Here is a 24,482-nt window from a genome sequence, read left to right as displayed (position 1 = left end):
TGGTATGAAAAATATCGTTCATCCCATTCAAAAATTGTTGCAATGTAACAAAATTACAATGGAATGAACGAATAATCTTAGTATTACAAGTATTTCCGTACTATTTCCGGATGTCGCCAGGCACCATGCCGTACTCCTCTTTGAAACATTTGGAGAAGTAGCTGGGGGCAGTGAATCCGACAGCGTATGCCACCTCGCTGACACTCTTGTCGGTGGTGAGCAGCATCTGATAGGCGCGCTTCAAGCGCGTGGTGCGCAGCAGTTCTACGGGTGAGGAACCAGTTATCGTCTTAATCTTACGATAGAGTTGTACACGACTGAGGTTCATCTCTGCTGCCAGGTCGTCGACACTGACCTCGCTATCTTCCATGCGAGCCTCAACGACCTCGCGGAACCGTGCGAGGAAAGCACTTTCGGCAACGACGGACGGTTTCTCGTCTGCCGAGCTGTCTACTGTCTGCTCCTTTGTTTCGTCAGCAACAGGTGCTGGCTCTATCTCCATATTCCACAGGGTACTGACGACACGCTCTTGCTGCAACTTCACCTTACGGAGATGATACAGATAGAACAACACGATGGTTACCACCAAGAGCAGAATGACACCCATCGACATCCAGTTGACGACATGCTGCGTAGCTAACTCTTTCAGATAGGTGTCTGCCCTGCTATGCAACTGGTCGAGATACTCAGCCTGGTGCATCATCTCTTCGCTTTGCATCAACAGCACCTTAGCATTGTCGCGAGTAACCAGTGCTGACTGCAGAAGAGTTTCCTTCTCGTAGGGTTTGCCTTCAAGGATGTTGATAGCCAATTCTATGATTTTGTCACCATGGGTAGGATAGATATAGGAAGCATCCAGGATGCTGTCGCGTACCAGACGGATGCCGCCATCTTCACCAGGCAGACCGTCAATGCCACAGTAGAGTGGCTGATGGCTGTCAGCTGTTAGCTGTTGGCTTTCTTGCAAGGCACGACGGGCACCCATAGCCATACGGTCGTTCTGCCCAAAGACAAAGTCGATATGGTCTAGATTGCCAGGATAGGCTTTCACGGCCTTGACGGCACTCTCCTCTGTCCAGTCGCCTTGCAGGGTGGCAACAACAGTGATATCAGGGTAATTCTTCAGGGCATCAGCGAAACCGTTGTGGCGCTCGATGGCCGGTGACGAGCCCTTGAGTCCCATGATTTCCATGACACGTCCTTTGCCATGCAGTCGACTGGCGATGTATTCACCCATAATGCGCCCCATCTCGTAGTTGTCGGCACTGATGAATGACGTATATTTCTGTGAATTGGTCTTTCGTTCAAAGACAATAACAGGAATACCCTTATCGTAGGCACGGTCGATGGCAGGCGAGATAGTCTGCACCTGGTTGGGAGCAACAATCAGCAGGTCAATGCCGCTGTTCACCAGCGAGTCTATCTGTTGCACCTGACGCTCGTCGCTATCGTGGGCTGCAGCGAAACGCAGCTCTACATTTTCCTGACAATAGGCACCCATACGCAGCTCGGCATTCTGCTTCTCACGCCAGATATCTGCCGAACACTGAGATACACCTATTATATAATGAGGTTTAGGGTTGGCACATCCTAATATAGTCAGTAGCAACGCCAACAGCAAGCCCCCCAAAAGTTGTTTATGCATCATCGTAGAATTGTATTAACAGGTTTTGTTGGCAAAAATACGAAAAAAAATAGAAAATACGTTCATTGTCTGTCTTTTTTATTGCAATGAACGTTTTTTATTAGCTTTTGTATCATAATTTATAGAAGCAAAAAGAGAAATCATGTATATTTGCAACAAATTTCTACGCTAAAACATCAAACGACAATGAAGAAAAGATTTTTACTGACACTGATGACTGTCATGCTAACCTGTACGGTTGGAGCACAGGTGAAGCCTATCGTGCTGGGCGACAAGCACGCCATGTTGAAAATGGAGCAAAGCTCCCGCTATCTGCTGTTGCCTGTACAGGAAACGGAAGACATCGCAGCCATCGCCGTGTTAGACAACTATAATAATATGATACAACGCCTCAACGTGAAGCTGGCCGTTGACCGCGTAGACTATTATGTGCCTTACGAACTGAAGGGTGTTTGCCTGTTGGATATCGAATTCCACGGAGACCGCCGCCAGAAGGGTGCTGTGGGTGAGTTCGCTTGCTGGCGAGAGATGAAGTACTCCAACACTTTCGACACTCAGAACCGTGAGCACTTCCGTCCTGTCTACCACCACACCCCACTCTATGGTTGGATGAACGATCCCAACGGAATGTTTTACAAGGATGGTGTGTGGCACCTCTACTACCAGTATAATCCTTACGGCAGTCAGTGGGAGAATATGACATGGGGGCACAGCACCTCGAAGGACTTAATACACTGGGAGGCTCAGCCACTGGCTATTGAGGCCGATTGGTTAGGTTCTATCTTCAGCGGCTCATGTGTGACGAATGGAAACGATGTGGTGGCTTTCTACACTTCCGCAGGCCATCATCAAACACAATCCATGGCGGTATCAAAGGATGGCGGCAGTACCTTTAAGAAGTATAGTGGCAATCCCATACTGACGACCAGCGACATACCCGACTTCCGCGACCCCAAAGCATTCTGGAACGAGGATGCCAAGATGTGGAACCTCATTCTGGCTGCAGGTCAAGAGATGCGCATCTACTCGTCGAAGGACTTGAAGGCATGGAAGTATGAGTCGTCATTCGGCAAGGAGTATGGCAACCACAGCGGTGTGTGGGAGTGTCCTGACCTGTTCAAGATAGACAACAAGTGGGTGCTCATCTGCAACATCAATCCTGGTGGACCCTTTGGCGGTAGTGCTACGCAATATTTCGTAGGACAGTTCGATGGTCACAAGTTCACGTGCGAGTCGATGCCGAAGGTGACGAAGTGGCTGGACTACGGCAAAGACCACTATGCTACGGTGTCGTTCTACAATGCACCCGACAACCGCCGCACGGTACTGGCATGGATGTCTAACTGGCAGTATGCCAACCAGGTACCCACCAAGCAGTTCCGCTCAGCCAACTCCATACCCCGCGACCTGGGACTGTTCCATCATGGTGAAGAGACTTACGTCAGCGTAACACCGTCCAAGGAGATGCTGGCCGTGCGTGGCGCAAAGATAAAGAATCCTACCGAGGCCTGCGAGATTCTCATCGACACAAAGAGTCAGACGGAGATAGTGCTCTCCAACAACAAGGGCGAAAAGGTGACGATGAAATACGACGGCCAACAGCAGACGTTTATGATGGAGCGTGTGAAGAGTGGCGACGTCAGCTTCAGCGAGGCATTCCCTGCTGAGACGGTAGCCCCAACGTTTGGCACCATCAAACAACTGCGCATCTTCATCGACCGCTGCAGCATCGAGGTGTTTGATGCAGAGGGCAAGATGGCTATGACCAACTTGGTATTCCCGTCAGAGCCCTACAACACCCTCAAGGTGAAAGGTGGAAAGGCTACGATCTATCAAGTTAAGAATTAAGAATTAAGAGTTAAGAAAGATAGTGAAGAGCTAACAGCTAAGAATTGATAATTATAAAATATTATGACTAAGCAAAACAAAACGATTTACCTGATTCCCGTGATGCTCTGCTTCTTCTGCATGGGCTTCGTGGACTTGGTGGGCATTGCCTCCAACTATGTAAAGGAAGACCTCGCACTGAGCGACTCAGTTGCCAACGTACTGCCATCGCTAGTATTCTTCTGGTTCCTCATCTTCAGCGTACCCACGGGCATGCTGATGAACAGAATCGGTCGTAAGAAGACTGTATTGCTGTCGCTGGTGGTGACTGTCGTGTCGCTACTCTTGCCACTGTTTGGCGAGACGTTCAGCATTATGCTGGTAGCCTTCTCACTGCTGGGCATCGGCAACGCATTGATGCAGACCTCGCTGAACCCGCTGGTATCGACGGTGATGGGGGGCGGCAACCTGGCAGCAACGCTGACCTTCGGTCAGTTCATCAAGGCTATTGCCTCCTTCTCGGCACCTTATCTGGCTATGTGGGGCGCTACACTGGTCATTCCTGAGTTCGGACTGAACTGGCGCGTGCTCTTCGGCATCTTCTTCGTGGTGGGCATCCTGTCTACGGTGCTGCTCTTCGTAACACCTATCGAGGAGCCACCCATTGAGGGCAGGCCGTCGACCTTTGTAGAGTGCTTCAAACTGCTGGGAACACCTATCGTCCTCTTGTCGTTCTTGGGAATCATGTGCCATGTGGGTATTGACGTAGGTACTAACACTACCGCACCGAAGATTCTGATGGAGCGCCTGGGAATGACGCTCAACGAGGCGGCATTTGCCACAAGTCTGTACTTCATCTTCCGTACCCTGGGCTGTCTGACGGGTTCGTTCTTCCTCCGCGTGCTGAAGATGCGCACCTTCTTCACCATCTCTATCGCCATGATGGCCCTGTCGATGTGCGGACTGTTCATCGGCACTGAGCAGTGGATGCTCTATACTGCCATAGCTCTGGTGGGTTACGGCAACTCGAATGTCTTCTCCATGTGTTTCGCTACCGCTCTGGAGTCGATGCCTGAGAAACAGAACGAGGTGAGCGGCCTGATGATAATGGGACTGTTTGGTGGTACCATCTTCCCGCTGCTGATGGGCTTCATGAGCGATGCCATGGGACAGGCTGGCGCCGTGTTGGTAATGGCTGTTGGCGTCATCTACCTCTTTACGTATATCAAACAATTAAAAACCGCATAAGACAATGGAACAGAAACGATTTATAGTAGGTCTCGGAGAGGCTTTATGGGATGTTCTTCCCGAAGGAAAGAAACTGGGCGGTGCCCCCGCTAACTTTGCTTATCATGCCGGACAGTTTGGCTTGCAGACACTGGCCATCAGTGCACTGGGTGAGGATGCGCTGGCCGAAGAGACCATCGAGGCGCTGAAAGAACACGGACTGAACTACCTGATGCCACGGGTGCCCTTCCCCACAGGTACAGTACATGTTACGCTGTCAGGCGATGGCATTCCTGCCTATGAGATCAAGGAGAATGTGGCATGGGACAACATTCCCTACACACCAGATATTGCAGAGATTGCCCGTCAGTGCCGTGCCGTTTGTTTCGGTTCACTGGCTCAGCGCAATGTCACTTCCTGGGCCACCATCCGCCAGTTCCTTGACAACACGCCAGAGGACTGCCTAAAGATTTTCGATATCAATCTGCGCCAGCAGTTCTATACCAAGGATGTCATTGAGGAGTCGCTGAAGCGCTGCAACATCCTGAAGATTAACGATGAAGAATTGGTTGTCATCAAGCGCATGTATGGCTATGACGATCTGGACATGCGTGGCATCTGCGAGAAGATGCTGGCAGAATATAAGCTGAAGATGCTGGTTCTGACGTGTGGCACCAATGGTTCGTACGTCTTTGCGCCTGGTCTGACGTCTTTCCAGGAGACGCCGAAGGTGACCGTTGCTGACACGGTAGGTGCTGGCGACTCGTTCACGGGCTCGTTCTGCGCAGCCATCCTCAACGGCAAATCTCTGGAGGCTGCTCACCGCATAGCTGTAGAGGTCAGTGCCTATGTCTGCACACAGAATGGTGCTATGCCCAAATACCCTGACACACTGATTGCCAAGATATAACACATCAGTTCTAAACGACAGTCTGTCCTTTGACGACGATCTGGATGATGATGATATCCTAAGATAAAAGACAGAATAGGATTTTATTCGTAAATCAGCGTAGTGAGGTGGTCTGTGGCAAAGATGTCGCAGGCCACTTTTTGTAAGTCCTCGGGGGTGAGGCAGTCGATGTGGCGCATGATGTCGCTGAGGTCGCGCTCCTTGCCGCTGTGCAAATAGTTCTTGGCAAAGTCGAGGGCAAACTGCTCGCGACTGTCGCTGGCAATGGCCAACTGACCTTGCAGCTGCTGCTTCGCCTTGCGCAGTTGGGTGGGCGACAGGGGGCGCTCCATGAGTTTGCTGAGCTCGCGGCTCACCAGTCGGCAGCAGCGTTTCACATCGTGTGGATCGCAACCAAAATACACGCACCAGCAGCCTGTGTCGCCATAGCACACCATGCTGCTCTCCACGCTATATACCAGTCCGTTGCGCTCACGGAGCGACAGGTTCAGGCGCGAGTTGAGGCCTGGGCCGCCCAGGATGTTGTTCAGCAGGTAGAGGGCCCAACGGCGCTTATCGTCGGCTGCATAGGCACGCGAGCCGATGATGACGTGAGCCTGGTGGGTGCCGCGATGGCGGATAAAAGACCCAGCAGACCCAACGGACCCACTCCCGGCCCCTCCCTGTGAGGGAGGGGAGTAGATAGTTTGGTGGTCGAGGGGTTCTGTGATATTATTTGTGTTCTTTCCTAATAGCTTTGTTAGTTCTTTGAAGTTGATGTCACCACTGGCGAAGAACACGCAGTTGTTGGGGCGGTAGTAGCGACTGGTGAAGCGATGGGCATCCTCGCTGTTGTACTGACGCACCTGCTCGCTGGTGCCCAGGATGTTGTGGCCCAGGGGATGGCCCTTGAACAAAATATTCTCGATTTCATCGAAGATTAGCTCGGCTGGCGTGTCCTCGTAACTCTCAATCTCGTCGCACACCACCTCGCGTTCCTTTTCTACCTCGCTCTGTGGATAGGTGCTGTGGAACACGATGTCGCAGAGCACGTTGACCGCCTTCATGAAATGACGTGCCTGGATGGCGCAATAGAACACCGTGTCCTCCTTGTTGGTGAAGGCGTTCAACTCGCCGCCCAGTCCCTCGATGGCGTTGATAATCTGTACGGCACTGCGCTGCTCCGTGCCCTTGAACGACAGGTGCTCGCAGAAATGGGCCAGTCCCTCCTCGCCAGGCATTTCGTGGCGGGTGCCGGCCTTCACGGCAATGCCGCAATAAACCACCTGCGAGTCGGAGGGCAGGTGGATGATGCGCAAGCCGTTTTCCAGTGTTATTGTATTGTATTTTGTCATTTGCGATGCAAAGGTACGAAAAATAATTCATAGTTCATAGTTCGTAGTTCATAATTAATTCGTATCTTTGCAGCCAACAAAAAATAAGAGACTATGAGAAAAGTAATAGGTATTGGCGAGACTGTTCTCGACATTATATTCAAGGACGACCAGCCCATGGCGGCTGTTCCTGGTGGCAGCACGTTTAACTGTCTGATTTCGTTGGGCCGTTGTGGTGTGAACGCATCGTTTATCAGCGAGACTGGTAACGACCGTGTGGGTCGCCGCATCATCAGCTTCCTCGAGGAGAACGGCGTGGATGCCAAGTCGGTGTCGGTGTATCCCGACTCGAAGTCGCCCCTTTCGCTGGCATTCCTCAACGAGCGCAACGATGCCGAGTATATCTTCTATAAGGACCATCCCAAGGACCGCCTGGACTTCAACTATCCTGAGGTCAACGAGAACGACGTGGTGGTGTTCGGCTCGTATTATGCCGTGAACCCCGTGATCCGTCCGCAGGTGCATGGCTTCCTCGACTATGCCAAGTCGCACGGCGCCATCCTCTACTACGACGTGAACTTCCGTTCTTCGCATAAGGATGAGGTGATGAAACTCACGCCCAACATCCTTGAAAACCTGGAGTTGGCCGACATCCTTCGCGGCTCAACCGAAGACTTCGAGGTGATGTTTCGCAAGACCGATGCCGACGCCATCTATCGCTCGCAGGTGTCGTTCTATACCAAGAAGTTCATCTGCACCAACGGCTCAGAGCCCGTGGAACTGCGTGCCGACAACGGTTTCAAGAAGCAGTATCCCATCCTGAAGAACGACCATGTGGTGAGCACCATCGGTGCTGGCGATAACTTCAATGCCGGCTTTATCTACGGACTCCTGAAGCACAACATCACCCGTGAGGTGATTGACAACGGACTCAGCGAGGCCCAGTGGGATGCAGTTATCGACTACGCCATGAAGTTCTCGGCCAACGTCTGCAAGAGCATCAACAACTATGTAGACGAGGATTTTGCCAAGAGTATGAAGTAAGCGTGATGAATACGCGAATAAGAAAACGCTTATCCGAGTAAATCCTTGATTTCATCGAGGGTGTCAACCACTTTGATGCCGTTGCGCCACTCGCCACGAATAACCCCCTTTTGCTGCAGGTCGTCCATGCAGGCAATGAACGAATTCCAGAAGCCCTTCATATTCCACAATATGAGGGGCTTCTGGTGATATTGCAGGGTGGCTGCCGCCGCTGTGGTGAAGAGTTCGTCGAGGGTGCCAATGCCGCCAGGCAGCACGATGAACGCATCGCCCTGCAGCATCATCAGGTCCTTGCGGTCGGTCAGGTTCTCCGTAGGGATGTGCACATCCAGGTAAGGACTCAGTCGCCCCATCTCTTCAATCTTTCGTGGCACCACGCCAATCACCTGGCCGCCGTTCTCGTGCGCTGCCTTACTCACAGCATGCATCAGTCCTGCGTCATGGCCGCCAAACACGATGGAATGGCCGTTTTTGGCAGCCCACTCGCCCAATTCATGGGTCATCTCGAAAAAAACTGGGTCAATATTCTGATTGGCCGAACAGAAAATACATAGTTTCATGATGCAAAAGTAGTAAAATAATTCGTAATTCATAGTTCATAGTTCATAATTAATTCGTATCTTTGCACAGATTAAATATTTAAGATGAAGACATTTGAAGAATTAGGTGTGAGCGTAGAGATACGCCGAGCCATTGAAGAAATGGGATTTGTACAGCCCATGCCTGTACAGGAGGAGGTCATTCCAAGACTACTGACCAGCACACAAGACATGATTGCTTTGGCGCAGACCGGAACGGGCAAAACAGCCTCGTTCGGCATACCGCTGTTGATGAGACTTGACTTGAGTAACCGCGACACGCAGGCGCTGGTGTTGAGTCCCACGCGTGAACTGTGTCTGCAGATTGCCGACGATCTGCGCGACTTCTCGAAATATATGGATGGTGTTCATGTGGAGGCCGTTTATGGCGGTGCCGCCATCGAGCAGCAGATACGCGCGCTGAAGAAGGGTGTGCAGGTGATCGTGGCCACGCCAGGTCGCTTGATTGACTTGAAGAACCGTGGCTTTGCCAAATTGGAAAACGTTACCAATATTGTGCTCGACGAGGCCGACGAGATGCTGAACATGGGCTTCTCGGATGCCATCAACGAGATATTCGAGTCGCTGCCTGCCGACCACAGCACGCTGATGTTCTCGGCCACGATGAGCCGTGAGGTGGAGCGCGTGGCCAAGAAATACCTGACCGACTACGAGGAGGTGGTGGTAGGCTCGCGCAACGAGGGTGCCGAGAGTGTGAACCACATCTATTATATGGTGCAGGCCAAGGACAAGTATCTGGCCCTGAAGCGCATCGTTGACTATTACCCCAAGATCTTTGCGATTATCTTCTGTCGCACCAAGTTGGAGACGCAGGAGATTGCCGACAAGCTGATTCGCGACGGCTATAATGCCGAGTCGCTGCATGGCGACCTGAGTCAGCAGCAGCGCGACCTCACCATGCAGAAGTTCCGCCAGCATCTCACCCAACTGCTCGTGGCCACCGATGTGGCTGCCCGTGGTCTGGATGTGGACGACCTGACGCACGTTATCAACTTCGGTCTGCCCGATGATACGGAGAGCTACACCCACCGTTCTGGCCGTACGGGCCGTGCCGGCAAGAAGGGTACCAGCATCTCGATTGTTCACTCCAAGGAGAAACATAAGATTCGCGATATCGAAAAGATTATTGGTAAGAAGTTCATAGAAACGCCCATTCCATCGGCCGAGGAGATCTGTAAGAAGCAGCTCTATAAGGTGATGGACCAGATTGTGAAGACCGATGTGGACGACGATGAGATAGCGCCTTTCCTGCAGGATATCAACCGCTATTTCGAGTTTATCGACAAGGACGAGCTCATCAAGAAGATTGTTTCACTGGAGTTTGGTAAGTTCCTGGCCTACTATGCCGATGCACCTGAGATTGAGGCACCCGTTAAGGAAAAAGAGAAGAAGCCCCAGAGCGATCGCGAGAAGCGCCTCAATAAGGCTCAGAAGGGCTATAAGCGCCTCTTTATCAACCTGGGCAAGAAGGACGGCTTCTTCCCTGGCGTGCTGATGCAGACGCTGAACCGCTATGTGGGCGGCCGTCAGGAGGTGGGACATATCGACCTGCTGGACACCATCTCGTATTTCGAGGTGCCCGAGAAGGACGCCCGCAAGGTGATGACCCAGCTCACAGGCATCCGCTATAAGGGTCGCACGGTGCGCTGTAACGCCGAGGACGACAAGGACGCTGGTCAGCGCCGAGATGACAGTCCCAGAAAGAAAGGGCATAAAAAAGACGACTGGCGCTCATTGATGAACCCCAGTCGTGTGGATTTTAAAGGCGAGGTGCCCGACTTCTCGGAGGAAGGCTGGGCCCGTCGTAAGCCTAAGAAGAAATAACAGTGCCATGAAGGCCGTCGATGGCCGTGGCCTGCGTGATAATGACGCGCTTGACGCCAGCATCTGTGGCGGCGAGCGCGTTTTCTATTTTCGGCAGCATGCCGCCGCTGATAGTGCCGTCGGCCTTATACACCTCGAAGTCGGCATGGTTAATGGTGGCAATCACTGAGTTGTCGTCGTCAGGATTGCGCAGCACGCCAGGCTTCTCGAAGGCATAGATCAGCGTCACGTCGAAGCCCACGGCAGCCATGGCCTTGGCCGTCTCGGAGGCCATTGTGTCGGCGTTGGTGTTCAGCATGTGGCCCTCGCCGTCGTGCGTCAGCGGCGCAATCACAGGAATGAGTCCGGTATCGATGAAATGGGCAATTTTTGTACCGTTAGCCTGTTTGACGTCGCCCACGAAGCCATAGTCAACGGGTGTGCCGTCCACCATCTTGACAGGGCGCTTTGCCGAGAGCAGAATGTTGGCGTCGGCACCAGTGAGTCCGATGGCATCGCAGCCCAGGGCCTGCAGTCGTGCCACCACGTTTTTGTTCACCAGTCCGCCGTAGACCATCGTCACCACCTCGAGCATCTCGGCATCCGTGATGCGTCGGCCGTTCACCATCTTCGTCTCGATGTTCAGTCGCTCGGCTATCTTCGTAGCCCTGCGGCCGCCGCCGTGCACCAGTATCTTTGGTCCGTCGATAGCGCAGAAGTCCTGAAGCAGGCGACTCAGTTGTGCTTCGTCTTCGACAACGGCGCCGCCCACTTTCACGATTGTTATCTTGGGTATCATTTAAACTCGAACAGATTAGTGAAGCCCGTCATGGCAAACACCTGACGGAGGTCATCGTTCAAGCCACGGATAAACACGTGACTGCCTTTGGGTTTAGCATTTTTCAGGATAGCCAGGAAGATACGCAGACCGCTTGATGAGATATATTCCAGCTGCGAGCAGTCAAGGATGATATCATGACCGGTGCAGTCGTTCAGGGGTGTCATCTCGCTCTCAACTGCAGGTGCGGCGGCAGTGTCAAGACGTCCTTCGAAATACATCACGAAATCGTTGTTTTCTTCTTTAAATGTCGTTTTCATAAGGGTAGAATTTAGTATAATGGATAAATAATGTTCACAAGAATCAGTGCCAGCGCCAGTAGCACGATGTGCATCACGATGCCCAGGCGGGCAAAGTCGGTAAACTTAAACGAGCCAGGACCGTAAATCAGCATGTGCGTGTTGCTGCCGATGGGCGAGGCGAAGCTGATGGTGACGCTTAGCATCAGCGACATGACGAACGGCATGGGGTTGCATCCCAGTAGGTCGGCCTGCTGAAACATGATGGGGAAGAACACGGCACTCGAGCCCACGTCGCTCACAAACTCGCTCACCAGTGATGCCAGCAGACACATCACGGCCATGACCACATAGGGGTTTCGGCCGCACAGCTGCAGCACCTGGTTGGCAATATTGTCGGCAATGCCCGTCTTGGTGATGGCCACAGAAAAGACCACCGTGGCACCCAGGATGAGCAGCAGTTCCCATTCAATATATTTGGTGACGCCCGTGATGCGACAACAGCCCAGGAGCATCATCAGTCCTGCCGCCATCATCGTCGAGGCCATCAGCGGCATCAGGTGGAGCGATGAAATGAGGAACATCAGCACCAGAATGATAGCCGAGGTGATGGTCTTTTTGCCCAGATGCGGCACGAAATGACTGTCGAAGAAGGTCACCGTGTGGCGGGTTTCCTGCTCCAGCAGTCGGTCGCCCTTAGGCGGACACTCCAGCAGCAGCGTATCGCCAGCTTCCAGCTTGATCTCGCGTGGCTGACCATCTACGCGGTAGCCCTGGCGCGCCACAGCCACCAATGCCACGTTGTTCTTCTGCTCAAAATGACATTGCGCCATGGAGCGTCCAATCAGACTGCTGCCAAAGTCCACGTAGGCCGTGCGCATCTTGCGCTTGGTGTCAATGTCGTTGATGCTCCACACATGGTGGTCGGCAGCTGCCAGTCCGTGTGTGCGTTTCAGTTCCAGTATCTCGTTAATCTGGCCGGCATAAATCAGTCGGTCGCCGCCCAGCACCCATTCATCCTTAGGCACGGGCATGATAATCTCGCGGTCGAAGCGCACAATCTCCACCAGCGAGCCACCCTTCACGCTATAGAGGCCAGCCTCTTCCACCGTCTCGCCCACGGCAGGGTTGTCTGTGGGCACCAGCAGTTCCACAGTATAGTCGCTGGTGGTCTCGAACGATTGCTCAGCCGACCTGCGCGAGGGGATGTAATGCTGCAGCATCATCACCATGAGCACGCCCACCACGGTGAGCACCAGTCCTGGCAGCAGTGGCTCGAAGAGGTTCATCGACTGGCCCGTCTTATTCAGATAGAGGCCTGCCACCACCAGGTTCGACGAGTTGCCCAGCAGTGTGCACATGCCGCCCAGCGTGGCCGCATAGCTCAGGGGAAGCAGAAGCTTTGAGGGAGAGATATTCAGTTTGCGTGCCCAAATCTTTACCGCATCGATAAAGAGGGCCACCACGTTGACCGAGTTAAGAAGAGCTGCCAGGATGCTCGTGGGCACCATCAGTCGCAGCAGCGCGTTGTTATAGTTCTTAGGATCGCCCAGCACGTTCTTGGTGAGCCAGTAGAGCACACCCGTCTGCATCAGTCCGGCGATGATGACAAAGAAGGCCGCATGGATCACTACCGGCTCGCTGCCGAAGCCCGCCATGCCTTCTTCCTCGCTCACCACGCCCGTCACCAGCAGTACGGTGAGTGCACCCAGGAAAGCCACCTCGGCAGGAATGCGCGAGCGGGCCATCACCACAAAGATGCTGACCACCGTCAGAAGGGTGATCCACGCCTCAATGCTGAATCCTAGGAATATAAACTCGCTTAACATTGTTTTATATTATAGCTTTTTGACGAGCGTAAGGACGTTGCGTCCGTTATTGCGTTCGTAGTTAATACTGTCCATCAGCTGACGAATAAGGTGAATGCCCAGTCCGCCAATGCCGCGTTCCTCGGCCGACAGGGTGGTGTCCACCTCTCCCTTGGCCGTGGGGTCGAAGGGCGTACCGTTGTCGATGATGACAAAGGTGAGCGTCGTTCCATCGGCCTTGGCGTCGATGGTCACCGTGCCCTCCTCGCCAGCGGGATAGGCGTAGTTCATCACGTTGACCACCGCTTCCTCGATGGCCAGGTTCATCTTCATGGCCGTGCCCATGTCCAGACCTGTGGTCTCGCATACCTCCTCTACAAACTCGGCCAGTTGCGGCACCGTCTGTACGTCGTTGGGCAGGGTCAGACTGCGCTCATAGCGTGTGTCAGCCTCTTGGTTTGTCATGTTATCATAATTTAGTGTTTACTTCTCCTTGTAGGGCGGCTTTTACTGCTCCAGGTAGGTGTAGCCGTAGAGTCCGCTGCGATAGTTGCTCAGGAACTCCTTACCCTCCTCCAGCGAGATTCTGCCTTCCTTCACACTCTTCGACACCCAGATCTCCAGCTGGCGCACCAGCTTCTTGGGGTTATACTGCACATATTCCAGCACCTCGGCCACGGTCTCACCGTCGAAGATCTGGTCGATGTGGTACTTGCCGTCCTTCACCGATACGTGAACGGCCGTGGTGTCGCCAAAGAGGTTGTGCATGTCGCCCAGAATCTCCTGGTAGGCACCCACGAGGAACACGCCCAGATAGTAGGTCTCGTTCTTCTTCAGCGCATGAACGGGCAGTGAGTGTGAGTTGTGACGGTTGGTCACGAAGTTCACAATCTTGCCATCGCTGTCGCAGGTGATATCCTGCAGCGTGGCATTGCGCGTGGGGCGCTCGTCCAGTCGCTGGATGGGCATGATGGGGAACATTTGGTCGATGGCCCATGAGTCGGGCAGACTCTGGAACAGTGAGAAGTTACAGAAGTATTTGTCTGCCAGCAGCTTATCAATATTCATCAGCTCCTCAGGGATATGCTTCAGGTTCTTCGCCAGGGCGTTGATCTCGTGACACACACTCCAGTACATCGCCTCGATTTCGGCACGCGTCTTCAGATCCACGATGCCGTGTGAGAACAGGTCGAGCACCTCCTCGCGAATCTGCTCAGCGTCGTGCCAGTCCTCCAGCACGTTGCGAGGCGAGAGGTTGTCCCAGATCTCGTACAGGTCCTTCACCAGCTGGTGCGAGTTTTCATCGGGCTCAAACTCCTCGGGCATCTCAGGCAGCGAGGCCGTCTCCAGCACGTCGATCACCAGCACAGAATGGTGGGCAGCCAGCGAGCGGCCGCTCTCCGTGATGATGTTGGGGTGGGGGATGTTATTCTTGTTGGCCGCATCCACAAAGGTGTAGATACAATCGTTCACATACTCCTGGATAGAGTAGTTCACAGAACTCTCACTCGATGGTGAGCGCGTGCCGTCGTAGTCGACGCCCAGACCGCCACCGCAGTCCACGAAGTCCACGTTGTAACCCATCTTATGCAGCTGGATATAAAACTGTGAGGCCTCGCGCAGGGCCGTCTGGATGCGGCGTATCTTGGTGATCTGCGAGCCGATGTGGAAGTGAATCAGGCGCAGACAGTCGCGCATGCCCTTCTTGTCGAGCAGTTCCAGGGCCTCCAGCAGCTCGGCACTGGTCAGTCCAAACTTCGAGGCGTCGCCGCCGCTCTCCTCCCATTTGCCACTGCCGCTCGATGCCAGCTTGATGCGGATGCCGATGTTGGGGCGCACGTTCAACTGCTTGGCCACGCGTGCAATGATGTCGAGCTCGTTCAACTTCTCAACCACGATGAAGATCTGCTTACCCATCTTCTGCGCCAGCAGGGCCAACTCGATGTAGCTCTCGTCCTTGTAGCCGTTGCACACGATAATCGAGTCGCTCTGACACTGTACGGCGATGACGGCGTGCAACTCAGGCTTCGAGCCTGCCTCAACACCCAGGTTGAACTTGCGGCCGTGACTGATAATCTCCTCGACCACAGGCTGCATCTGGTTCACCTTGATGGGGTAGACCACGTAATTCTCGGCCTTGTAGTCGTATTCCTTGGCTGCCTTCTTAAAGCAGCTCCAGGTCTTCTCGATTCTATTGTCCAGAATATCTGGGAAACGCAGCAGCACAGGGGCGGTCACGTCGCGCAGCGACAGCTCGTCCATCACCTCGCGCAGGTCTATCTGTGCATCGTCTTTGCTGGGCGTCACATAGACGTCGCCCTTGTCGTTAATTCCAAAGTAACTTGTGCCCCATCCGTTGATGTTGTACAACTCGCGGGCATCATCCAAGGTCCATTTCTTCATCTTTTGTTTTATTTTTGACTGCAAAGATAAGTTTTTTTTTGCTTATACGTGCGTAAAATAAAGAAAAACATCAAAATATATAAGAATTTGATGTTTTTTTCTTTTTAACAAAGAACCCTCAACCCTCTCTTACCTTCAACGAATTATTTTTTTTCACAACCACCCAACCCTCCTTGCCTAAGGAGGGCTTCGACCTACCCCCGGCCCCCTCCCTTTCCAGGGAGGGCTCCAACCGCGACTACTCGTCGCTCTTACATTAAGGTAAGTTGACCTTCGGTCCCCCTCCTCCTCGTAAGGCATAGTTCGAACAAGTTCGACTCTGCCCTTACTTCGTTCGTCGGCTCGGACCATCAAAGGTCCGGCTTGTCTCTTATTTCGGCTGGCGCGACGTCCGCCTCGCGTTTGTTCATTGTACATTGTTCATTGTTCATTGTACATTGTTCATTGTACATTGTTCATTGTACATTGTTCATTGTACATTGTTCATTGTATATTGTAAAGAAATAGTGCCGAAAAAAGGGGTTCTGAAAAAATGCAAACTAGAACGCAAAAATGGGGTAAAAATGACCTTTCGGAGGACCCCTATCGATTTTAGGATGCAACGGAGGCTGTTTTACGATGCAACTCATGCTGTTTTACCATGCAAAACAGGCTCCGTTGCAGTGTAACTCAGGCTCCGTTACAACCTAAACGAATATTCGATTGCGTTCTAAATCATTACACTTTTCGAGCCAATTTTGTAAACCCCTCATTTTCAGTGATTTACAAACATGCTCATATTTCGCCTGTACGCACAGAAAAAATTTTTGGCTCAGAATTTTTAAATCTCAGAGGCGCTATTGTAAAATAATATCAAAGCAAAAGCGGTTGGAAAGCATGCACTTTCCAACCGCTTGTTATTGTTGTTCTCACAGAGCCTTAGATGCCCAGCAGCGAGCGAAGCTTGTTGACGGTGATCTGGATCTTCTCGTAGTTCTCCATCAGGTCGACATTGAGCGTGAACTGCGCCTGCGTATAGTAGGGCTCACGCTGTTTGAGTTGCGCCTTGATGAAGTCCAGCAGTTCCTCCTTACTCTTGTTCTTCAGGAGCGGACGCTCCGTCTTACCCATGAGCAGATGACCATGCAGCACCTCGGGCGAGGCCTGCAGATAGACCACCTGGCCCTGCTGGTTCATATACGCCATATTGTCGAAGAAGCAAGGCGTGCCGCCACCACAGCTGATGATGACATCCTCGAACTCGGCCACCTCGTGCAGCATGCTACGCTCTATCTCGCGGAACCCTGCTTCGCCCACCTCGGCAAAGAGCTGGGGCACCGTCTTGCGACGGCGACTCTCGATATACCAGTCGAGGTCGTAGAAGGGGATGTTCAGCTCCTTGGAGAGCGCCTTGCCGACGGTGGTCTTGCCGGCTCCCATATAGCCTATGAGAATGATTCTTTTCATGACGGGTTAAGCCTCGGGCTTCTGACCTTTATTCACAATCTTCATGCACTCCTCGTAGGTCAGGTCCTTAGCACGCTCGTGCATGGCCTTGGGCAGGCGGTAGTTGGTGCCGTCGTAGGCCAGGTAGGGGCCGTAGCGACCGTTGAGCACCTCCAACTTAGCGTCCTCGCTGAACGTCTTCAGGTGCTTCTGTGCCTCTGCCTTACGCTTGCTCTCGATGATCTTCACGGCCTCGCCAATGGTGATGGTCATGGGATCGGTACCCTTGGGCAGTGAGGTATAGGTCTTCTTGTGGAGCACGTAGGGACCAAAACGACCAGTGCCGATGGTCACAGGCTCGTTCTCGTAGGCACCCAGCATGCGTGGCAACTTAAACAGTTCCAGTGCCTGCTCCAGGGTGATGGTCTCCATGCTCAGCTCCTTGGGCATGTGGGCAAACTGAGGCTTCTCCACATCCTCGGCCGAGCCAATCTGAATGACGGGTCCGAAGCGACCGATCTTCACGAACACGGGCTTGCCGCTCTTGGGGTCGATGCCCAGTTCGCGCTCGCCGGCCTTGTGCTCAGAACGGGCGTTGAGGGTTTTTTCGACCACGGGCTCGAAGTCCTTGTAGAAGTCCTTCATCATCTTGCCCCACTTCTGCTTGCCTTCGGCAATCTTATCGAACGACTGCTCCACCTTGGCGGTGAAGTTGTAGTCCATGATGCCAGGGAAGTTCTCCATGAGGAAGTCGTTCACCACGATACCGATGTCGGTAGGCATCAGCTTACCCTTGTCGGAACCAGTGAGCTCAGTGCGATATTTTGTAGCTATCTGCTTGCCTTTCAGGCTGATAACAGCATACTGATGCTCCTCGCCCTTGTGATCACCCTTCACCACATACTCGCGCTGCTGGATGGTGCTGATGGTGGGAGCGTAGGTAGAAGGACGACCGATGCCCAACTCCTCGAGCTTGTGCACCAGCGAGGCCTCCGTATAGCGCTGGGGGCCCTGACTGTTGCGCTCTGTGGCGTTGATCTCGCGACGAACCAGTTCCATGCCCTTCTTCAGTGGGGGCAGGATGTGCGAGAACTCGTCCTTGTTGTTGTCGTCGTCATCGTCCACCGACTCGCGATAAACCTTCAGGAAGCCGTCGAACTTCACCACCTCGCCCTGAGCCACAAACTGCTCGGTGCTGGTGCTGATGGTGATATTCACTGTGGTCTTCTCGATCTCGGCATCGGCCATCTGACAGGCCACCGTGCGCTTCCAGATAAGGTCGTAGAGGCGCTTCTCCTGTGCTGTGCCCTCGATGTTCTCCTGATTCAGGTAGGTGGGACGGATGGCCTCGTGAGCCTCCTGTGCACCCTTCGATGAGGTGTGATACTGGCGCACCTTGCTGTACTGCTCGCCATAGCGGTTGGTAATCTCCTCCTTGGCAGCCTCGACGCACAGTGACGACAGGTTCACTGAGTCGGTACGCATGTAGGTGATGCGTCCGTTCTCGTAGAGGTGCTGCGCCACCATCATGGTCTGACTCACCGTGAAGCCCAACTTACGGGCGGCCTCCTGCTGAAGGGTAGAGGTGGTGAATGGGGGAGCAGGGGTGCGCTTGGTGGGCTTCTTCTGGGTTGACTCCACCGTGAAGGTGGCGTCCTTACAAAGCTCCAGGAACTTCTGCACCTCGTCCTCGGTCTTCAGGCGCTGGGCCAGCGTGGCCTTCACCTCGCTCATCGAACCGTCAGGGTTGGTGATGGCGAAGATGCCGTTCACACTATAGTAGGTCTCGCTCTTGAAGGCCTGCAACTCGCGCTCGCGCTCAACGATGAGGCGCACGGCCACACTCTGTACACGGCCAGCCGAGAGGGCGGGCTTTACTTTTCTCCAAAGCACGGGTGACAGTTTAAAACCTACCAGGCGGTCCAGTACACGACGTGCCTGCTGGGCGTTCACCAGGTTCATATCCAGCGTACGTGGATGCTCAATGGCATCGAGGATGGCTGGCTTGGTAATCTCGTGAAAGACAATACGCTTGGTCTTCTCCTCGTCGAGGCCCAGGACCTCGCACAGGTGCCATGAGATGGCTTCTCCCTCGCGGTCTTCATCGGATGCCAACCACACCTGATCGGCTTTCTTGGCTTGCGCCTTCAGTTCGTTCACCAGTTTAGTCTTTTCCTCGGGAATCTCGTACTCGGGTTCCAGCGAGTTGTCGTCGATGCTTAGTTCGCGCTTTTTCAGGTCGCGAATATGTCCGTAGCTGGACATCACCTTATAGTCTCCGCCCAGGAACTTCTCAATTGTTTTGGCCTTGGCAGGCGACTCCACAATTACAAGATTTTTCTGCATACTTTTGCTTGTTATGATAATTTGGGGTGCAAAAGTAAGCAAAAAGTTTGTTTCCACCTTATATATATAGGAGATTTTTTATTTTCTTAACGATTTAGCTAGAAAATAGGGATGGGTACGCAGTTTTTTATCTGAATAGGAATCGTTGTTGTCTTGACTTGGCTTTTGGTCACTTCGACCTTCACCACGCATGCCTTACTGTTCAGTGGCTTTTGCTGGTCGAAGATGAAATTGCCGATGCTATAGTAGATGGGCTTTCCACGATAGTTCTCGATGGTTTGCAGCGTGTGGGTGTGGTGACAGATCAGGGCGTCGGCACCAGCGTTGATCAGTCGGTGAGCCTCCAGCCGCTGACTGGGAACGGGCTTCAGCGTGTGCTCGCCACCCCAGTGGAGCGACACGATGACCACGGCCTGCGGGTCGGCCTTTTTGAGTTGCCTGACGCGCAAAATCACTGATTCCATCGGCTCCTGACTCACGCAGGCCTTCTCTGGCAGATAGGCGTAGTTTTCCAATGCCAGACGGAGCGAAGGCACCAGCCATACCTTGCGTGGGTGGGAGCAAAGGAGCACGGGTTGCACGGCCTCCTGCATGTTGCGACCAGCGCCGACGGGCGTCATGCCCGCCTTACGGATCCTTTCTGTCGTGTCCAGGAGTCCCTGGCGTCCTTGGTCTATGCTGTGGTTGTTGGCCAGGTTCAAATGTGTAAAACCATGCTGACGGAGCACCGTCAGCCATTCTGGCTCGGCACGGAAGATGAAGCGCTTTTGTACAGGAGCCTTCGTCTTGGTGGCAGGGCATTCCAGGTTGCCCACCACCACCTGCGACGCCCTGAGGAGCGAGTCCATCTGTGGGGTGAACAGGTGATGCATGCCGTGCTTGTCGATGACGGTGCGCACCCCTCGGTCCAGAAGGATGTCGCCAGTAAAAAGCAAACATGTCTCTCTGGATTCCTTGGAAAAACCAGAGAGACATGTTATACTAGCAACCAGAGCTATAAAAAACGCTTTCATTATCTATGGGTGCCTGATTCAACGGCACAATGATGGGGTTCATCCATTCTGGCACGCCCCATCTGGGGTGGTGCTCCAGATACTGCTGCCATTCCTCGTCGTTCATGCGCTGTTCGTCGATGGGACGGTCGAACTCGCGATACGAGAAGACAGCGCCACGGGTGAGCCACAGGTAGCCGCCAATCTCCACCACCACGTAGATCTCGTCGGCATCGCCGATGGCCTCGTAGAGGATGCTCTTGTCTGGGTTGTTGTCGGCATTGGCGGTATAGACATCGGCCACCAGCGCCACCTTGCGGTCGGGGCCCTGGATGGCTTCCCAGCTCCAGAACTCGTGCTCGCTGTCGCGCAGCAGGTCTAAAGACATGTTTTCGAACTTCGCGCCGATATATTCCAGCTGGTCGTACTCCACGTCTTTCAATACCTCGCCCTTGAGTTCTTTCTTACTCATGGCCAGCAGGAACTCAGCCTGCTCGATGAGTTGCTGGTTGGCGTTGGCAATCTTTTCTGTGAGCAGGTCGTGGGTGCTCAGTATCTTCTTGTTCTCCTTCAGCAGGTCGATGGCCTTCTGCCAGAACTGGATGTTGGGCTCCACATAGCCCTTGACGATGGGGTCGGGAGGACCAGCGCCTCCACACTCGGCACCCATGGGCTGCTTGGCATAGAGGATGGCGTCGTGTTTCAGTTCTGTCCAGGAGCCCAGCATGGCGTTCAGCGACTTCTTATCCCATTCGGGCGTGAGCATGAAGTAAGGTGCATGCTGGGGTTTGTCGGCGATGGTCTTCAGCGCGCTCATCCACTGGGTCGAGGCATTCTCGCTCCATTTGATCTCGTTCATGCGCTTCTTCATGCGTTTCAGGTTGGTGGTGTACTTGCCCCAGCGATTGGGCTCGTTCAACTCGTCAACGAGAATCTTTTCGGCAGCACTCACGCCCATGGCGGCAAACACGTCCAAGCCCTTGGGTGCTTTGCGCTTGGTGGTCTCAGAATCGTAGTCCACCATCTCCTGCAGCACCTCAGCATCGGGCTGATAGCGCTGGGGCATCAGGCGCACCTTGTTTCTGCTCGTACGCAGGAACTTCGGACGGATGCGTGTTTGTTTTTCTGCGATTTCATCGATCTTTTTGCAGAGTTTCTTGAAGTCGGGCTCTTGCTGGTGTAACTGCCAAACCTGCAGGATACTCACGTCGTCGGGCTGTCCCATCAGATAGGTCATGGGTTCTGTCAACTGCTTGTAGAGCTTCGTTAACTTGGTGTTGTGACCAATGAGTTGGGCCAGCATGAGTGCCTTTTTCATATCCTCTTCCTTGTCGGTCTGGAAAGGTACGGTTTGCAGCCACATCATGGTGCGGAAGTAACGGCCTAACGCCTCGTTGCGGGTGTAATGGCCGCGAGGGCGGAACAGACTGTAGTTGAACAAGACGTCCGTATAACCCAGGAACTCCGACGGGGCGTCCTCGCTCTCCATCACCTTTTTATATTCTGTTTGTGCCGTTTCATCGGTGGTTAAAGGGCATCCGTCCAACAGGGCGTTGGCCACGGTGAAGTAGGTGGAGAGCCACTGTTCTGCTGGGTCGTCGTTCTCTGTCGACAACTTGTTGCGGGCTTCTTTGCAGAACTCATCCAAGAGTGGTATGAACTTCTCCTGCTCTACCTCACGCAACATGCAGTCGAAATAGAGGTGATAGAGCTGTAGGAAGAGGTCGGTGGTGACGAAGGCAGGGAACTCGTGGTAGTCGTTCTGCTCATAGACATGGAACAGTTGCTGGTGCTGGGCAGGTACGATGGCAAAGCCGTTGCGTCCCAGGTAGTCCCATAGTTGCTGGTCTGGATCTTTCAGCAAGGCAGGGTTCACGATATTGAGGATGTTCACCTTGTCGCCTTCCTTCTCTGACTTGAAGTTCAGCTTGCGCAACTCGTCCTCGCGCTGTCGCACACGGTTCACAAAGGCGCGCTGTTCGTCGGTATAGGCGATGAATTCGGGCTTTATGCTGTTATAGTAGCTTTCGCGATACGACATGTTTTCGTTGTATGGGGCGTCGACGAAGTGTTGCTCGTTCTGGTCGAATTCCCACATCAGCGAGTCGTACCATGTTGTTGAACCATAGACACTGCGGATGTAGGCATCTTCAAAGGGATAGCCTTTTTGTGCCAGGAAGACGTTTTCCAGGATGCGCAGGTCGCTGAGTGACAGACCCGTGATGTCCATGTCGAGGTCCACACTGTCGCGCAGACTTTCCACGTCGAGTGTGCTCACGGGTGCCGTCTGGTCTTTGGTGGCACAGCCCACCAGGAGCATGGCGGCGAAAACCAAGGAAATGATTATTCTCATAGATTAAATTGTTTTATGGCGTTATTTTTATTGGTGTCTTTGATGATGAACCGTTTGAAGGCCGGTCCGAAGTCCTTCCAGGTATAGTCTACCACCGCATAATGGCCCTTTTCATCGGTCTCCAGGGCCCTGATGCAGCCATCAACGAAACGGAAGTCTACCAGGGTGGCTCCCAAGCGCGAGCCTAACCACAGGGGGCGCACCTTGCCATCTACCTGTTTGAAGATGAAGATACGGCGTGCTACCTCCCGATGGAATCGCGTGTTTTTGACGACGCCCACCAATGCGTCGAGGCTCCCGTCTCCATCCACGTCGCCTGTGCAGAAACGGTACACAGGGTAGGGCAGCCGCCAGTCGTTCAGCCAGTAGAGACTATCGCTTACTTGGCTGAGCTGGTAGGGTTTGCCAGGAGCGTGCGAATCTCGGCCTCCACGTCGTTCATCTGCGACGAACGCTTGTAGAGCGTGTTGCTGCGGTCAATCAGGAAGTACTCGGGCAGGTCCTGCACGTTATAGCGCTGGGCCGAGGCATAGGTGGGATCGTATACGCATATCCAGGGCAGATTGTCTGTCTGCTGCTTCCAAAAATGCTCGTTTTCATCGAGTCCTACCTGATAGATCTCAAAGCCCTGGGCATGGTATTTGTTGTACAGCTCGCGCAGACTCAGGATGCGGGCAGCCGACTCCTTCATGCCAAAGAGGTGGAAGTCGAGCAGTACCACCTTGCCATTGAGACTGGTGAGTGTGCGCGTGCGTCCGCTGGCATCGGGCAACTCCAGGTCGAGGATGCCAGAGGTCACCACCTTCTCGGCTGTCTCGGCGGCCATCATCTCGCGGGCCATGGCCTGACGGTTGTCGTTCATGCCCTTCAATGCCATGTTGTGCAGGTGCTTGGCACGGTCTGACTCAGGATAAAATGTGTCCCAACTGGTGGCCACGGCGGCAAAGATGGGCACATCCTCGGCCACCTGACGGTCGAAGAGGTTCCACTGACCTAAGGTCTGGAATAGACCGAAGTAGGCGTAGATGGTCTTGGGATCAGGGTAGATGTAGTTCCGCACCACGTCGTATTTATAAGCCTTGACCAGCGTCTGGATAGAGTCGAGGGCCTGCTGGCGACTCAGGTCGAGGTTTTGCTCTAGGGCGATGGCCTGCTGCTGCAACTGCTGCTGCTTCAGCGCCAGCTCCTTGATCTTCTGACAGTTTTCCGAGCCCTCTACCTCGTAGCGCTGACTCATGTTGGGATATTTCGCCTTGATGGTGACCGTCTCGGTTGAGTCGATACCGATATAGATGATCTGATTGTCAATGTTCAGGCAATAGAGGTCGGGTGCCTGCGGTGCCTCGCTCTCGAAGCAGAACGCACCGTCCTTGCCCAACTTCACAGAGTCGAGTTTTACAGGACCGCTCAGTGAGTTGTTGTAGAGATAAAGGACTGAGTCCTGAGCACCCTCTACGGTGCCCTTGACAGTGAACACTGGTTTCTTCTCGCCGCAGGCTGCAAAGGCTAATGTAGCGATGGCCAAAACAAAGATATTCTTCATCGTTTCTTCAAATTTTGCGTGCAAAGTTACGATTAAACGACAACAAAACAAAAAAAAACTCTTTTTTTTAACAAGAAACGGATTTTTTTAATCGAAACGCCATTAAAATCATAAAAAAGAGTAAAATATTCATTTTTCGTGCACTAAATACTAAAATAATATGTATC

At 53.3% G+C, this 24,482-nt stretch carries 19 protein-coding genes; 5 read left to right on the top strand and 14 right to left on the bottom strand.

The features are described from left to right. Positions 1-100: 100 nt before the first annotated feature. Positions 101-1,648 (bottom strand): substrate-binding domain-containing protein, encoded by a 1,548-nt coding sequence (locus tag M1D30_RS12525; RefSeq protein WP_248504484.1) that lies wholly within the window; start codon positions 1,646-1,648, stop codon positions 101-103. A 183-nt stretch (positions 1,649-1,831) separates the two neighbouring features. Here M1D30_RS12525 and M1D30_RS12520 point away from each other — a divergent pair, with 183 nt between their 5' ends. The 3 genes from M1D30_RS12520 (at position 1,832) to M1D30_RS12510 (ending at position 5,609) form a co-directional block, all read left to right on the top strand. Further along, complete coding sequence (locus M1D30_RS12520) at positions 1,832-3,493, top strand: DUF4980 domain-containing protein (protein WP_248504482.1); 1,662 nt, start codon at positions 1,832-1,834, stop codon at positions 3,491-3,493. Between the two features lie 63 nt (positions 3,494-3,556). Beyond that, positions 3,557-4,720, top strand: coding sequence for an MFS transporter (locus tag M1D30_RS12515; protein ID WP_248504480.1), 1,164 nt, complete (start codon positions 3,557-3,559; stop codon positions 4,718-4,720). A gap of 4 nt (positions 4,721-4,724) precedes the next feature. Further along, positions 4,725-5,609 carry a carbohydrate kinase gene (locus M1D30_RS12510; protein ID WP_248504478.1) on the top strand — a complete coding sequence of 295 codons (885 nt, stop codon included), beginning with the start codon at positions 4,725-4,727 and terminating at the stop codon, positions 5,607-5,609. Positions 5,610-5,692: 83 nt separating this feature from the next. Here the strand turns inward: M1D30_RS12510 and M1D30_RS12505 are convergent, their stop codons facing one another. Further along, positions 5,693-6,943, bottom strand: coding sequence for a pitrilysin family protein (locus tag M1D30_RS12505; RefSeq protein ID WP_248504476.1), 1,251 nt, complete (start codon positions 6,941-6,943; stop codon positions 5,693-5,695). 93 nt (positions 6,944-7,036) lie between these two features. Here M1D30_RS12505 and M1D30_RS12500 point away from each other — a divergent pair, with 93 nt between their 5' ends. After that, positions 7,037-7,966 (top strand): carbohydrate kinase, encoded by a 930-nt coding sequence (locus M1D30_RS12500; protein WP_248504474.1) that lies wholly within the window; start codon positions 7,037-7,039, stop codon positions 7,964-7,966. Between the two features lie 29 nt (positions 7,967-7,995). On the opposite strand, the gene M1D30_RS12495 is transcribed toward M1D30_RS12500, so the two are convergent. Then, positions 7,996-8,526 (bottom strand): TIGR00730 family Rossman fold protein, encoded by a 531-nt coding sequence (locus tag M1D30_RS12495; RefSeq protein ID WP_248504472.1) that lies wholly within the window; start codon positions 8,524-8,526, stop codon positions 7,996-7,998. 84 nt (positions 8,527-8,610) lie between these two features. Between M1D30_RS12495 and M1D30_RS12490 the strand changes: the two genes are divergently transcribed. Further along, on the top strand, positions 8,611-10,389 hold the full coding sequence (locus M1D30_RS12490) for a DEAD/DEAH box helicase (protein WP_248504470.1): 1,779 nt from the start codon (positions 8,611-8,613) through the stop codon (positions 10,387-10,389). Here the strand turns inward: M1D30_RS12490 and argB are convergent. From argB to M1D30_RS12435, 11 genes are all read right to left on the bottom strand, one after another. Beyond that, positions 10,376-11,167 (bottom strand): acetylglutamate kinase, encoded by a 792-nt coding sequence (gene argB / locus M1D30_RS12485; protein WP_248504468.1) that lies wholly within the window; start codon positions 11,165-11,167, stop codon positions 10,376-10,378. The two genes, M1D30_RS12490 and argB, sit on opposite strands and share 14 nt — an antisense overlap. Next, on the bottom strand, positions 11,164-11,466 hold the full coding sequence (locus M1D30_RS12480) for an STAS domain-containing protein (RefSeq protein ID WP_248504467.1): 303 nt from the start codon (positions 11,464-11,466) through the stop codon (positions 11,164-11,166). The genes argB and M1D30_RS12480 overlap by 4 nt, the downstream gene beginning before the upstream one ends. Positions 11,467-11,477: 11 nt before the next feature. Then, positions 11,478-13,274 (bottom strand): SLC13 family permease, encoded by a 1,797-nt coding sequence (locus M1D30_RS12475; RefSeq protein ID WP_248504465.1) that lies wholly within the window; start codon positions 13,272-13,274, stop codon positions 11,478-11,480. Positions 13,275-13,283: 9 nt separating this feature from the next. Beyond that, positions 13,284-13,718 (bottom strand): ATP-binding protein, encoded by a 435-nt coding sequence (locus M1D30_RS12470; protein WP_248504462.1) that lies wholly within the window; start codon positions 13,716-13,718, stop codon positions 13,284-13,286. Positions 13,719-13,760: 42 nt separating this feature from the next. Beyond that, positions 13,761-15,656: a biosynthetic arginine decarboxylase gene (speA, locus tag M1D30_RS12465; protein ID WP_248504460.1), complete on the bottom strand. Its 1,896-nt coding sequence runs from the start codon at positions 15,654-15,656 to the stop codon at positions 13,761-13,763. Positions 15,657-16,574: 918 nt separating this feature from the next. Further along, complete coding sequence (locus M1D30_RS12460) at positions 16,575-17,102, bottom strand: shikimate kinase (protein WP_248504458.1); 528 nt, start codon at positions 17,100-17,102, stop codon at positions 16,575-16,577. Positions 17,103-17,108: 6 nt separating this feature from the next. After that, on the bottom strand, positions 17,109-19,427 hold the full coding sequence (gene topA, locus M1D30_RS12455; RefSeq protein ID WP_248504456.1) for a type I DNA topoisomerase: 2,319 nt from the start codon (positions 19,425-19,427) through the stop codon (positions 17,109-17,111). Between the two features lie 98 nt (positions 19,428-19,525). Then, a complete protein-coding gene (locus M1D30_RS12450; RefSeq protein WP_248504453.1) occupies positions 19,526-20,440 on the bottom strand; it encodes a CapA family protein in 915 nt (304 codons plus the stop codon). Next, on the bottom strand, positions 20,409-22,772 hold the full coding sequence (locus M1D30_RS12445) for a DUF3160 domain-containing protein (RefSeq protein ID WP_248504451.1): 2,364 nt from the start codon (positions 22,770-22,772) through the stop codon (positions 20,409-20,411). Before M1D30_RS12445 ends, M1D30_RS12450 begins: the two co-directional genes overlap by 32 nt. Further along, positions 22,769-23,107 (bottom strand): hypothetical protein, encoded by a 339-nt coding sequence (locus M1D30_RS12440; protein ID WP_248504449.1) that lies wholly within the window; start codon positions 23,105-23,107, stop codon positions 22,769-22,771. The genes M1D30_RS12445 and M1D30_RS12440 overlap by 4 nt, the downstream gene beginning before the upstream one ends. A 44-nt stretch (positions 23,108-23,151) precedes the next feature. Further along, positions 23,152-24,315 carry a TlpA disulfide reductase family protein gene (locus M1D30_RS12435; RefSeq protein WP_248504448.1) on the bottom strand — a complete coding sequence of 388 codons (1,164 nt, stop codon included), beginning with the start codon at positions 24,313-24,315 and terminating at the stop codon, positions 23,152-23,154. Between the last annotated feature and the right edge of the window lie 167 nt (positions 24,316-24,482).

It is taken from the genome of Prevotella sp. E15-22, from assembly GCF_023204875.1.
Lineage (GTDB): Bacteria > Bacteroidota > Bacteroidia > Bacteroidales > Bacteroidaceae > Prevotella.
This window is presented reverse-complemented; position numbering and strand designations above follow the sequence as displayed.